The sequence below is a fragment of the Kiloniellales bacterium genome (genome assembly GCA_030064845.1).
Classification (GTDB): domain Bacteria; phylum Pseudomonadota; class Alphaproteobacteria; order Kiloniellales; family JAKSDN01; genus JASJEC01.
In genome coordinates this window covers 21107-34152 of the sequence record JASJEC010000052.1, presented here as the reverse complement: position 1 = coordinate 34152, position 13046 = coordinate 21107, and the positions used below count along the sequence as shown (strand labels likewise).

12 protein-coding genes are annotated in these 13046 nt (G+C 70.4%); 8 read left to right on the top strand and 4 right to left on the bottom strand.

Going from position 1 to position 13046, the window contains the following annotated elements; genetic code table 11:
- The first annotated feature begins 161 nt into the window (after positions 1 to 161).
- Positions 162 to 761 carry a 2-vinyl bacteriochlorophyllide hydratase gene (bchF, locus tag QNJ67_16555; GenBank protein MDJ0610587.1) on the top strand — a complete coding sequence of 200 codons (600 nt, stop codon included), beginning with the start codon at positions 162 to 164 and terminating at the stop codon, positions 759 to 761.
- Between the two features lie 27 nt (positions 762 to 788).
- Here bchF and QNJ67_16550 read toward each other — a convergent pair whose 3' ends face one another.
- Both QNJ67_16550 and QNJ67_16545 read right to left on the bottom strand, forming a co-directional pair.
- Entirely contained in the window at positions 789 to 2171 is a 1383-nt protein-coding gene (locus tag QNJ67_16550; GenBank protein MDJ0610586.1) for a cytochrome P450, read from the bottom strand.
- 4 nt (positions 2172 to 2175) lie between these two features.
- On the bottom strand, positions 2176 to 2856 hold the full coding sequence (locus QNJ67_16545) for a spheroidene monooxygenase (GenBank protein ID MDJ0610585.1): 681 nt from the start codon (positions 2854 to 2856) through the stop codon (positions 2176 to 2178).
- A 204-nt stretch (positions 2857 to 3060) separates the two neighbouring features.
- On the opposite strand from QNJ67_16545, the gene bchI reads away from it, so the two are divergent.
- From bchI to QNJ67_16515, 6 genes are read left to right on the top strand one after another with little or no spacing between them, the layout of a single operon-like run.
- A complete protein-coding gene (bchI, locus tag QNJ67_16540; protein MDJ0610584.1) occupies positions 3061 to 4164 on the top strand; it encodes a magnesium chelatase ATPase subunit I in 1104 nt (367 codons plus the stop codon).
- A gap of 2 nt (positions 4165 to 4166) precedes the next feature.
- Positions 4167 to 5957, top strand: a complete 1791-nt coding sequence (locus QNJ67_16535; GenBank protein MDJ0610583.1) for a magnesium chelatase subunit D — start codon at positions 4167 to 4169, stop codon at positions 5955 to 5957.
- On the top strand, positions 5954 to 6844 hold the full coding sequence (locus QNJ67_16530) for an alpha/beta fold hydrolase (protein ID MDJ0610582.1): 891 nt from the start codon (positions 5954 to 5956) through the stop codon (positions 6842 to 6844). Before QNJ67_16535 ends, QNJ67_16530 begins: the two co-directional genes overlap by 4 nt.
- 46 nt (positions 6845 to 6890) lie before the next feature.
- Positions 6891 to 8423, top strand: coding sequence for a phytoene desaturase (locus QNJ67_16525; protein MDJ0610581.1), 1533 nt, complete (start codon positions 6891 to 6893; stop codon positions 8421 to 8423).
- A complete protein-coding gene (locus tag QNJ67_16520) occupies positions 8404 to 9453 on the top strand; it encodes a phytoene/squalene synthase family protein (protein MDJ0610580.1) in 1050 nt (349 codons plus the stop codon). Before QNJ67_16525 ends, QNJ67_16520 begins: the two co-directional genes overlap by 20 nt.
- A gap of 28 nt (positions 9454 to 9481) precedes the next feature.
- Entirely contained in the window at positions 9482 to 9622 is a 141-nt protein-coding gene (locus QNJ67_16515; protein MDJ0610579.1) for a hypothetical protein, read from the top strand.
- 16 nt (positions 9623 to 9638) lie between these two features.
- On the opposite strand, the gene QNJ67_16510 is transcribed toward QNJ67_16515, so the two are convergent.
- Together QNJ67_16510 and crtI are read right to left on the bottom strand one after the other, a co-directional pair.
- Positions 9639 to 10346, bottom strand: a complete 708-nt coding sequence (locus tag QNJ67_16510; GenBank protein ID MDJ0610578.1) for a carotenoid 1,2-hydratase — start codon at positions 10344 to 10346, stop codon at positions 9639 to 9641.
- Between the two features lie 131 nt (positions 10347 to 10477).
- Positions 10478 to 12043, bottom strand: a complete 1566-nt coding sequence (gene crtI / locus QNJ67_16505) for a phytoene desaturase family protein (GenBank protein MDJ0610577.1) — start codon at positions 12041 to 12043, stop codon at positions 10478 to 10480.
- Between the two features lie 125 nt (positions 12044 to 12168).
- Here crtI and QNJ67_16500 point away from each other — a divergent pair, with 125 nt between their 5' ends.
- Complete coding sequence (locus QNJ67_16500) at positions 12169 to 13038, top strand: polyprenyl synthetase family protein (protein ID MDJ0610576.1); 870 nt, start codon at positions 12169 to 12171, stop codon at positions 13036 to 13038.
- The last annotated feature ends 8 nt before the right edge of the window (positions 13039 to 13046 follow it).

Below are 13046 nucleotides of genomic sequence, written 5' to 3'. Positions count from 1 at the left end.
TCAGCGTAGGGAGGCCTCTGCGGCGCCACGATCACCTTCAAACACTGCGATGAAGGGGCTTTTCCTCGGGCCGACGCGTCGACCGAAGCCGACTCCGACGGATCCGAACCCGCCGCACCCTCCCACGGAACCCGCCGTGTCAGGCGAAGGGAGGTTGACCGATGATCCGCACCTTGGACCTAAACTCGACCATCGACAAATGCCTGGCGCGGTTCGATGCCTGCCCCTTCTCCGCCCTGGCGGGAGACTGCCGCACGCAGAGCCAGGCCCGGCCCGCGCGCAGGGACACGGCGCTCTATACGCCGGACCAGCGCCGGCGCCGCGACGAGACGCCCTGGACGCTGGTGCAGGGTATCCTGGCGCCGCTCCAGTTCGTTGTCTTCCTGATCAGCCTGGTTCTGGTCCTTCGCTTCATGATCACCGGCGTGGGCTTCGAAGCCGCCACGGTGTCGATCGTCGTCAAGACCCTGATCCTCTACACCATCATGGTCACCGGCGCGATCTGGGAGCGCGTCGTGTTCGGCCAGTACCTTTTCGCCCCCGCGTTCTTCTGGGAAGACGTGGTCAGCATGCTGGTGATCGCCCTCCATACGGCCTACCTCTACGTTCTGATCGAGGGCACGGTCGCGGCCGAAGGGCAGATGCTGCTCGCGCTGGCGGCCTACGCCGCCTACGTCGCAAACGCGTCCCAATTCTTCCTGAAGCTCCGCGCCGCCAGGCGCGAGGGCTCGGCCGGAGCCCCGGCGTATCGCACCGCGTGACCATCCTTCGCTTCCCGCCCCTGCCCGTCAGAGTCGCCGCAGCCTGACCTGGATACCCTCGGCGGTGCGCGTCGTCAGGCGGGTGACAGGCCGCACGTCTTCGACATTCACGGTCTCGATATCGTAGCGCCACATGAGCCGCGCCAGGATCAGGGTGGCTTCCAGCGTCGCGAAGGCGGCTCCTACGCAGACCCGGCGACCCAGCCCGAACGGCAGATAAGCGTTCGGGGTCAGCTCCCGCTCCCGCTCCGGTAGGAACCGCTCGGGATCGAAACGTTCCGGATCGCGCCAGAGATCCCGATGGCGATGCATGATCCAGGGCGAGATCATGACCATGGCGCCGCGCGGCACGGGGATATCGCCGATTCGCCCCGGCTCCAGAGCCACCCGCGGGATGAAGGCGAGCGGCGGATAGAGGCGCAGCGTTTCCCGGAACACGCCGCGGACGTAGACGAGCTTCTTTGCCGCCTCGAAGCCGATCGGGTCCGGTCCCGAGACGGCGGCGATCTCCGAACGCATCCGCTCGACCGCTTGCGGACACTGGGACAGGATGAAAAAGGCCCAGGCCAGCGCGCCCGCGGTGGTTTCGTGCCCGGCCAGGAAGAACACGCCGATCTGATCGATCAGTTCCTCGCGCGTAAACGGCTGGCCGCTGTCCGCATCGCGCGCCGCGATGACTTCGTCCGCGATGTCGCCGCCGTGCGTGCCGCCGCCCTCGAGCCGCGCTTCGATCAGAGCGCCGACGTAGCGCCGGATCTGCTGTGCCGCCTCGACCGCGGCCGGCGGCTGGCGCACCTCTGCCCAGGGCCGCCCGAGCCAGAGCCTGAGGATCTGCACGTTGGCCACCGAGTCCTGAAAGCGGGCGAAGGCCTCGAAGATCTCCCGCGCCGCCCGACTCCGCAGCGACTCGGAGAAGACCGTCCGGCTCATCACGTCGGCGGTCAGGTGGCTCATCGCCTCTTCCAAGGAGAAGACCTCGCCGCTCCGAGCCAAGCCGTCCAGGTGCGTTTCATAATCGTCGACGCTGGCTTGCATGCTCCGGAAGGCGCGGTTGACATGCATATGGCTGAAGGCCGATTCGATCATGCCACGGTGGCGCCGCCACTTCTCGCCGGTCGAGACGAAGACCCCGTCGCCGACCAGGGGCGCCAGCGCCCCTACCATCAGGTCGTTCTTCGGATAGGCCTCGGCCTGCTCGGTGAGCAGACCGCGAACCAGCGCCGGGTCGTTGACCAGGACGATCTTGCGCCGGGTCCGGCCGATCACCGAGACCCGGGACCGGTAGGCCTCCTCGGGCATCAGGCTGAGCAGGTCCCGCCCCCGGCTGAGCATGCCCCTGAAGAGCGCGCGCACCGGCGTCGTCGGCACCGGCGCCGGCGGCCGGTAGAGCTCGCCCCCGACGGCCGTCATGGGCTCAGGGCAGCTCGGCCGCGAAGGCGGCCTGGTTCGCCGTGCCGGGGACCGGCCGGGTCGTTTCGGCAAGCGGCGCGGCCCCTTCCCAGCGGCCCTCGGCGTGCAGAACCCGGAAGCGCACGAAGAGCTCCTCGCTGAACCAACCGGCCCGCCGCACCTCGGCAATGGCGCCGCGGTGGAAGCCGCTGTAGGCGAAGGCTTCCATGGCTTCGACACGGCTCCAGATCGAGAAGGTCACCTGGTGGAACCAGGGGATTTCGCCCAGCCCCATCTTGAACAGGAGATCGTCCTGGCGGCGGATCGTCGCGCTGATATCGGGGACCTGGCGCCAGAAAGCCGGAACGTGGCGCGGCTTCACCGATGCGCGCGTCAGCACGGCGATGGGCTCCCCGTCATCAGGCGGCGGCACGAGGTCGAAGGGCGCAACCCCGTCCCAGCAGCCCCGGCTCTGGGTCGCCCCCAGGAAGACCGTCCAGGTCTCGCAGGCATGGGCGCGGTAGCGGCAGTAGACCCTGCTCTCGTTGATCGCCGCACGGGCCGCCGCGAGCGATGGCCAGACAGCCAGGATCGCGTAGACGGAAAAGTTGGGATAGGGGTGAAAGCCCTCCCGGGTTCCCGTCCCGAGGAGCTTGTGAAACCCGATCCCGGGCACGGCGGCCAGCGGACCGCGCGCGAACTGCATCTGGGACAGCGCCCAAAGCCGGTTCTCCAATCCATCGAAACGAAAAAAGGAGAGAGACGCCGCTTTCATGTTCCTACCGGCCGAAAAACAGGCTATACACGTTGAGTGTCAATTAAACCCGACACTCGATGGCCTGTCACGCCTTATCGCAGGTCGCGCGACGATCCCCCGGATCGTCGTTCGGGATCAAGGAGGAGGCATTCTATGAAGCACGGCTCGCAAGTCGGGACTTCGCCTTCAGCGCGGCGGGGCCGGTCGCAGGTCAAGGCGCTGGGCGAGGAAGGCCGGCCCTCGGGCCCCTTCCCCTTCTCGGCGATCGTCGGGCAGGACCAGGTCAAGCTGGCGCTGCTGGTCGCGGCGGTCGACTCCACGATCGGCGGCGTGTTGATCTTCGGCGACCGGGGCACCGGCAAATCCACGGCGGTTCGCGGACTCGCGTCCCTGCTGCCCAAGATGCGGGCCGTGGCCGGCTGTCCCTACGGCTGCCCGCCGGATACCACCGCCGGCCACTGCGAGGCCTGCCGCGAGGCGGCCCCGGAAAACCTCAAATCCCGGCCAACCCCCGTCCCTGTGGTCGATCTGCCGCTCGGCGCCACCGAGGACCGTATCGTCGGCGCGCTCGACCTCGAACGGGCCCTGACGCTGGGCGAGAAGGCTTTCGAGCCCGGCCTGCTCGCGAAGGCCAACCGCGGCTTCCTCTACATCGACGAGGTCAATTTGCTGGAAGACCATCTGGTAGACCTGCTGCTCGACGTCGCGGCCTCCGGCGAAAACCTGGTCGAGCGCGAGGGGCTTAGCGTGCGCCACCCGGCGCGCTTCGTCCTGATCGGCAGCGGCAATCCCGAGGAAGGCGAGCTGCGCCCGCAGCTCCTCGACCGATTCGGCCTCTCGGTCGAGGTCGAGACGCCCGGCGACGTCGCCACGCGGGTCGAGATCGTGCGCCGCCGCGACAGCTTCGAGCGCGACCCCGAGGGCTTCGCCCGGCAGTGGAAGCCGGAGGACGAGAAGATGCGCCGCCGGGTCGCCGCGGCCCGCCGGCGCCTTGACCAGGTCGCGGTCCCGGACCCTATCTACGAGCAATGCGCCGAGCTGTGCATCGCCCTCGGCACCGACGGCCTGCGCGGCGAACTGACCCTGATCCGCGCGGCCCGCGCGGCGGCGGCCCTGAAGGGAAAGAAGGTGGTCGGCGAAGGCCACGTCCGGGAGGTGGCCGCCCCGGCGCTGCGCCACCGGCTGCGGCGCGATCCGCTCGACGAAGCCGGATCGGGCGTCCGGGTCGAACGCGCGGTCGCCGAGGTCTTCGGGTAGCCATGACCGACGGGCCGCAAGCGGGCGGTCTCTCGGACGCGGCCTCGCTGGCGGCGGCGCTGCTCGCGATCGATCCCGTCGGCCTGGGAGGCCTCTCGTTGCGGGCACGGCACGGCGCCGAGCGGTCCAACTACCTCGCGCGACTCCGCCGCATGCTGCCGCACGGCACGCCGGAACGGCGCCTGCCGATGACCATCGCGGACGAAGGCCTGATGGGCGGGCTGGACCTGGCGGCGACGCTCAACGCCGGCCGTCCGGTCGTGCAGCGGGGTCTGCTGGCGGACTGCGACGGCGGCATCCTCACGGTCCCCATGGCGGAACGCCTGCCGGCCACGCTCGCGGCCAAGCTCGCGCTCACCATGGACAAGGGCGCCGTCGTGCTGGAGCGCGACGGCCTGGCGGCGCGCCACCCGAGCGCATTCGGCCTGATCCTGCTGGACGAGGGGATCGAGCCCGACGAAGGACCACCGGCCTGCCTCCTGGACCGGATCGCCTTTCATGTCGCGCCGGCGGAATGGCCTTCCGAGCGGGACTCGACCGCCCCGACGCCGCACGACATCGCCAGCGCCCGTCAGCGGCTGTCCTTCATAGAGGTCGGGGACCCCGTTATCGAAGCGCTCTGCGAAGCGGCCGCCGCCCTCGGCATCGGCTCGGTGCGCGCACCGCGCCTCGCGCTCGCGGCTGCCCGGGCGGCAGCGGCGCTGTTCGGCCGCGACCGGATCGGCGAGGAGGACGCCGCGCTCGCCGCGCGCCTCGTGCTCGCGCCGCGCGCGGCCGCCCTGCCGCCCGAGGCGGAGCCGCCCGCGGAGAGCCAAGCGCAAGACCCCGAGGAAACGGCGGACGGCCCGGAACAGGAGAGCCCGCAGAGCGACGACGGCAGCGGACGCGCCGTACCGGAGAACCTCGTGGTCGCCGCGGCCCGGGCAGCGATCCCACCCGACCTGCTGGCCCGGCTCGGCGCCGGCCAGACGGCGGCCCGCGGCGGTACCGGACGGGGCCGCGCCGGCCCGAGAAGAAGCGCCGCCGGCCGCGGCCGACCGGTCGGCGCGCGGCGCGGCAGCCCGCGCGCGGGGCAGCGCCTCAGTCTGGTCGAAACCCTGCGCGCCGCAGCGCCCTGGCAGACGATCCGGCGGCGGGCCTCGGAGAGCGGCGCGGCGGCGGCCCGCGCGCCGATCCTCGTCCGCCCCGACGATTTCCGCATTGTGCGGACCAAGGACCACCCCAGGGCGACGACGATCTTCGTGGTCGACGCCTCGGGCTCGGCGGCGCTGAACCGCCTGGCCGAGGCCAAGGGCGCGGTCGAATTACTGCTCGCCGACTGCTACATCCGCCGCGACAGTGTCGCGCTGATTGCCTTCAGCGGAAGGGACGCCGAACTGCTGCTGCCGCCGACCCGATCCCTGGCCCGGGCCAAGCGCTGCCTTTCCGGCTTTCCGGCCGGCGGCGGCACGCCCTTGGCCGCCGCGATCGAGTCGGCAGCGGCGCTCGCCCACGGCGAGGCGCGCAAGGGGCAGACCCCGGCGATCGTGTTCCTGACCGACGGCCGGGGCAATGTCGCCAGAGACGGCGCGACCGGCCCGGAGCCCGCCCGAGGCGACGCGCTCGCCGCCGCCCGCGACCTCGCGGCGCAGGGCACAGCCAGCCTGCTGATCGACATCTCGCCCCGGGCGCGGCCCCAGGGGAGGACGCTGGCCGATGCCATGGACGGGCGTTACATCGCCCTGCCGCACGCCGACGCGGCGAGCCTTTCGGGCGCGATCCAAACCGCCTCGGGCCGGGCCGTCGGGCGGTGATCCTGCGGCGGAGTTGGCTGCGCTGGGAAGAAGACGGCGCAGACTGGCCCAACCGATCCCATAGCGCCTTCGTCGCGGCCGCCGGGCTGACGTGGCATGTCCAGAGCCTCGGCGAGGGACCGGCCATGCTGCTGATCCACGGAACCGGGGCCTCGACCCATTCCTGGCGCGATCTCATGCCGGCACTGAGCGGTTCCTTCCGGGTCGTGGCGCCCGACCTGCCCGGGCACGGCTTCACCGAACTGCCGGCCTTCTACCGTCTCTCGCTGAACGGCATGGCCGAGTCCCTAGCGGGTCTGCTGCGCACGCTCGATTTCGCCCCGCGGGTCGTGGTCGGCCATTCCGCCGGCGCCGCGATCGCCGCGCGCCTCTGCCTGGACGGCAAGATGGACCCCGCGCTCCTGATCAGCCTGAACGGCGCGTGGCTTCCCTTCCCCGGCTCAGCGGGCCTGCTCTTCCCGGCCCTGGCCAAGACCCTGTTTCTGAACCCCTTGGCGTCCCGCTTCTTCGCCGCCCAGGCCGGCAAGACCGCGGTCGAGCGGCTGATCCGCCAAACCGGATCGAGCCTGGACGAGCGCGGCATCGAGCTCTATCAGCGCCTCCTGCGCAGCTCGACCCACGTCTCGGGCGCGCTCGGCATGATGGCGCACTGGAACCTGGAGCCGCTGGCCCGCGAGCTGCCGAGGCTGGCCCCCAAGCTGCTGCTGATCGCCGGCGAAACCGACCGGGCGACCCCGCCGGAGGACGCCGAGAAGATCCGCGCAAAGGTGCCCGGTGCGGAGGTCGATTGTCTCGCCGGACTGGGGCACCTGGCACACGAAGAGGCGCCCGATCTGGTCGCCGAGCGGATCGTCGCCGCGGCCAGGGTCGCAGGGGTCCTGGACTGAAATGCGCGGTTGCGCAAATCCAATTTACACATTTTAATGTCTAGTTATGTTGACACATCTGGAGCGGCCTCGAACCGCACGCGCCCAGGGTGACAGCCGGCCCCACGCCGTGGTCATCGGCAGCGGGTTCGGGGGCCTGGCGGCGGCCGTCAGACTCGGCGCCAAGGGCTACAGGGTCACGGTCCTGGAGAAGCTCGACGCGCCGGGCGGGCGGGCCTACGTCTACCGGCAGGACGGCTTCACCTTCGACGCCGGCCCCACGATCGTCACGGCGCCCTGGCTGCTGGAGGAATTGTGGGCGCTCTGCGGCCGGGACTTCCACGCGGATATCGAGCTGAAATCGCTCTCGCCGTTCTACGACATCCGATTCGACGACGGCTCGGTCTTCACCTACAGCGGCGACCCCGAGTCGATGCGCGAGCAGATCGCGAAGTTCAACCCGGACGACGTGCCACGCTTCGACCGCTTCATGCGGCACAGCAAAGAAATCTACGATTACGGCTTCGGCGTGCTCGCCGACGTGCCCTTCTCGTCCTTCGCCACGATGCTGAAGGCCGTGCCCAAGATCCTTCTGCTGCGCGGGCACCGCACGGTCTACGGCCTAGTGTCCAGCTACATCCGCGACCCCCGGCTGAGAATCGCGATCAGCCTTCACCCGCTCCTGATCGGCGGGAACCCCTTCTCCGTGACCGCCATGTACTGCCTGATCAATCACATGGAGCGGGAGTTTGGCGTCCACTTCGCGATGGGCGGGACCGGCGAACTGATCAAAGGCCTGGTCGGCCTCATCATGGGTCAGGGCAACGAGATCCGCTACCAGAGCGAAGTCCGGCGCATCACGCTCGCCGACGGGCGGGCGTCGGGCGTCGAGCTCATGGACGGGAGCAAGATCGCCGCCGACCTGGTGGTCTCCAACGCCGATGCGCCCTGGACCTACAACCAGCTCCTGCCGTCAAACCGGCGCAAGCGCTGGACGCCGGGCAAGATCCGGCGCACCCGCTACTCCATGGGACTTTTCGTCTGGTACTTCGGAACCGACCGCAAGTATCCCGACATCAAGCACCACAGCATGGTCCTGGGCCCGCGCTACCACGGCCTGCTCAGAGACATCTTCCACCGCAAACGGCTGGCCGAGGATTTCAGCATCTACCTTCACCGGCCGACCGCGACCGATCCCGCCCTCGCCCCGCCCGGCTGCGACACCTTCTACGCGCTCTCGCCGGTGCCGCACCTGGAAAGCGGCGTCGATTGGGAGTCCCGGGCCGAGAGCTACCGGCAGGCGATCGCAGAGCGGCTCGAATCGACGGTCATGCCGGGGCTTCGCCGCAGCATCGTATCCTCGCGGGTCATGACGCCGCAGGACTTCGAGTCGCGCCTGAACTCGTACCACGGGGCCGGTTTCGGCCCCGAGCCGGTGCTGTGGCAGAGCGCCTGGTTCCGGCCGCACAACACCAGCGAGGAGGTCCCGGGCCTCTATCTGGTCGGCGCGAGCACGCATCCCGGGGCCGGGATTCCCGGCGTAATCGCCTCGGCCCGCGTTCTGGACAAGGTGGTGCCCCATGCAAGCGAACTGGTTTGACTGGCGGCACGCCAGTCCCGAAGACCGCAAGGCCTGCCGGCGGCTGATCCGGCAGGGCTCCAAGAGCTTCTTCGCGGCCTCCCTGCTGCTGCCGGCCGAGCTGCGGGATCCGGCCTACGCGATCTACGCTTTCTGCCGGCTCGCCGACGACAGGGTCGACCTGGCGACCGGCAGCGCCGACCCGATCATTCTGCTCGAACGGCGGCTCGAGGCGATCTATGCCGGGTTACCCCGCGATCTTCCCTGCGACCGCGCCCTGGCCGACGTGGTGGTCCGCCACCAGATCCCGCGCGCCCTGTTCGACGCCCTGCTGCAAGGACTCGCGTGGGACCGGGCCGGGCGATCCTACGAGACGGTCGAGGAGCTCCACGCCTATGCCGCCCGGGTCGCCAGCGCGGTCGGCGCCATCATGACCTGCCTGATGGGACGCCGGTCGCCGGCCACCCTTGCCCGCGCTTGCGATCTCGGCGTAGCGATGCAGCTCACCAACATCGCCCGTGACGTCGGCGAAGACGCCCGCGCCGGCCGGCTCTATCTGCCGCGCGTCTGGCTCCGCCAGGCCGGCATCGATCCCGAGGCCTTCCTGGCCGATCCCGAGCCCGGCCCGGAGCTGGCCGCCGTGGTCGCGCGCCTGCTGGCGCACGCCGACGGCCTCTACCGGCAGGCCGGGGCTGGCATTGCCGACCTGCCCTGGGCCTGCCGCCCAGCGATCAACGCCGCACGCCTGCTCTATCGCAGCATCGGCGAGGCGGTCGTCGCGAACCGCCACGACTCCGTTTCGACACGGGCGGTCGTGAAGACGCCCCGCAAGCTCGGCCTGGTCCTGCGCGCGACTGTGGAGGCGCCCTTCCTCGCCAACCGCCAGGCAGCCCCGCCGCTCGAGGCAACGCAGTTCCTGGTCGACGCGGTTCGAGACCAGGCCCCCGACGGTGCCGAGGGCTTCGACTCCCGCACCGAGTGGGTGATCGACCTGTTCCGCCAGCTGAAGGAACGGGACCGCGGGCGCGACACCCAGGCGAGCGCCGCCTGAGGCGGCAGCAGCGCGAGCGGAACGGGCCGTGAGCCTGGACCTGATCATGGCCTTGAAGGCGCTGGTAATCCTCGGCGGGATCGCCGCCTTCGCCCTGAACGAAATCCGGCTCGCGAAGCGGGATCGGCACAACGAAGAAACCGAGGGCGACAGCGGGAACCGCGACTGAGTCGGGTTTCTCGGCCTCAGCCCCGGCGCCGCGGCATGCGGAACGGCAAGAGCATCTGCACCAGCCGGCTGTCGAAACGATCCAGGCAGAGGCTCTCGTGCATGGCCTCGACGCGCTCGCCCGCCAGGCCGACCGACAGACGCGAGCGGCTGTAGAAGGGCGTGTCCTCGAGCGTCTCGACCACGCGGGCGCCGCCCTCGGCCCGGGTCTGCCGCCCGACCCGCCAGAGCGTGCCGGGCAGGCGAACCGGCGGCGGCGCCTCGAAGTTCCGGATGGCGCCGGAGCGGTCCACTTCCAGCGCCAGCAGGTCGCCGGTCCCGTCCCGCCGCAGGGGCTCGTAGAGCAAGGCCGTGGACTCTCCCGGCAGGTGGGCGCGGGACCAGTTCCAGCGCTGGAAGCCGCGTTCGAGCGGTTCGCTGCCCTCGTTGCTGTCCAGATAGCCATCCCCCTGCCAGCGCAGAGCGGGCTGATCCAGCTCGACGCTGACCCGCGCCGCGGGGGCGATCGGCCACCAGCGGTGCCGACCGGACCGGTCGAGCTCGAAACAGCGATCGGTGATGGCCTTCGGCGACAGTCGCACCCGGCCCTTGATCCGGCGCGGCCAGGGCACGGCGACCTCGTCGAGATCGAGGGTCAGGCCGTCGTTCTCCCAACGCGCCTCGCTTGGGCCGACCCGAAAGGCCGCGGGCTCGGCCGCGAGCGCCGCACGGGACCGTTCGGTCATGGCCCAGCGCCGGTGCGACCGGCCGTAGAGCGCGAGGTTGACCGCGACGTGATTGCGCGGGTCCGCGCCGCCGCGCCGCCGCGCCGCCGCGTAGTAGGGCGAGAAGACGCTGCCGATGAAGAGGATGATGGTCAGTCCGTGGCGGCCGTCGTCGCTGAAGGCATCGAGGTACCACCAGACATAGCCATCCGGCTCGACCTGGGCGTCGAAACGCGGTCCGCGGCCAAGCTCTCCGCCGCCATAAGGCCGGACAAGGTCGCCATGGGCACGCCCGGCGCCGGATGGACGCTGCCACCCGCCAGATAGAGCCCCGCGATCGCCGTCCGGCAGCCCGGCCGCCCGAGGGACGCCCTCCAGCCGTGCGAGGCCCGGCCGTAGAGCGCCCCGCCCGTCCCCGGAAACAGCCGGTGAAAGTCCCGCGGGGTCACCAGCACGCTGGCTTCGGGGCGGCGTTCGATCGTCAGGCCGCAGCGCTCCAGCAGGCCGTGGGTTCGCCTTTCGCATGCTTCGATTTCCTCCCGCTTGAGGTCTTTCCCGTCGCCGATGGCCGGCGCATTGACCAGGCAGAGCAGACGTTCCGCAGCCGTCGTCGCGGGCGCCGGCAGGTCCTGGCGGTCCTGGGCGCAGATATAGACCGTGGGCTCGTCCGGCAGCCGCCGGTCCTTGAAGAGTGTCCGGAACTCGCTCGGATAGTCCCTGGAGAAAAAGACGTTGTGGCGCAGCAGGGGAAAGCCGGAGGTCTGCGCCTCGAGCAGCCAGGTCATGGCCGAGAGCGAGCGCTGCCCGGGGGCGACTGGAGGCACCGCCTCGGCCGCCGCCGCGCCGAGCAGACGGGCGGCGACCGCGGCGCTGTCGGCGTTGACCACCACGGCATCGGCCACGAGCTGCTCGCCGCTTTCCAGGCGAAGACCCTTGACCGACCCGCCCGACACGAGGATCTCGCTGACCCCGGCACCGTAGCGGATGGTCCCGCCCCGCGCCGCAATCAGCCGGGCGAAGGCCAGCGCGACGGCGTGCATGCCGCCCTCCACGTACCAGACGCCGTCCTGCTCGACATGGGGCACCAGGATCAAGGTGGCCGGCGCCTGGAAGGGCGACGAGCCGCAGTAGGTCGCGTAGCGGGCGAAGAGCTGGCGCAGCCTCGGGTCGCGGAAGTACCGGCCCAGGGCGCGCCACATTGTGTTGAAGGGCTGCATGCGCCGCAACGCCGAGAAGCCGCCCAGTCCGAAGGCACCGATCAGGCCCGGCAGGCTCGGCCCGGGCCGGCAGAGAAACGGGTCCTTCAGAAGCCCGAACATCTCCGCCGATTCGGCGCAGAAGCGCCGATAGTTGCGCGCCTCCGCCGGCCCGGCGAAAGCCGCGATGGCGTCCTCCGAGCGGGCCTCGTCGGCGAAGAGATCGAGCGTGCTGCCGTCCTGCCAGGCGTGGCGCGCCAGGGTTTCCGCGCGATGCAGGTCGACGTGCGCCTCGAAGCTCTCGCCGATCGCGTCGAACAGCCGTTCGAAGACCCACTTCATCGTGAAGACGGTGGGGCCGGCGTCGAGCTGGCTCGTGCCGACGGCGACCCGGCGCATCTTGCCGCCCGGGCCCGCCGCGCGCTCCAGGACGGTCACATCGAACCCCTGGGCGGCGAGGCGCAGGGCCGCGGCCAGACCGCCCATGCCAGCGCCGATCACTGCAACTTTCTCAGCGGTCATCCACCGATTCCCGACTGTCATGCAAACTTGACATTGATAATGTACATTACTTGTGACAATCTGCCATGACAATTTGCCGAAACAGGCGAATCGCTCGAAGCGACGAGACAGCGGGAGGCGTTTTCATGATTGCCGAGAATCGTATCGAACGAAGTCTCTCTTCGGTCCTGGCCCGCGCCGGCGGGAACGGCGCGCCGCCCCATCTCGCCACGGCGATGCGCTACGCCGTGTTTCCCGGCGGCGCACGGATCCGCCCGAAGCTTTGCCTGGCGGTCGCAGCGAGCTGCGGCGACGACGATCCGGAGACCGCCATGACGGCGGCGATCGCCATCGAGCTGCTGCACTGCGCTTCCCTGGTCCACGACGATCTTCCCTGTTTCGACGACGCCGACCTGCGGCGCGGCCGCCCCTCGGTACACCGGGCCTTCGGCGAGGCGATCGCGGTGCTGGCCGGGGACGCCCTGATCGTCCTGGCCTTCGAGACGCTCTCGCACCGGATCACGCGGGCGCCCGAACGGGTCGCCAGCCTGCTGCGCATCGTCGCCGCCTCGGTCGGCATGCCCTTCGGCATCATCGCCGGCCAGGCCTGGGAATCCGAGCCGGAAGCGATCCTCGCCGACTATCAGCGGGCCAAGACCGGCTCGCTCTTCGCCGCCGCCACGGAGGCGGGCGCGGTCTCGGCGGGCGGCGACGCCACGCTGTGGCGCCTGCTCGGCGAGCGCCTGGGCGAAGCCTATCAGGTCGCCGACGACCTGCAGGACGTCCTCGGCGATCCCGACAAGCTCGGAAAGCCGACCGGCCAGGACGCGACCTTCAACCGACCCAACGCGGTCGCCTACCACGGTGTCGAAGGCGCGACCAGGCACCTCAAGCAGCTGGTCCAGGACGCGGTCGACACGATCCCCCCGAGCCCGGGCACGCTCGCGCTGCGCAAGCTGATCGAAGCCGAATCGAAACGCTTCCTGCCGGCCGAGCTCGCGCTCAACGCGTCCTGACCGATCCG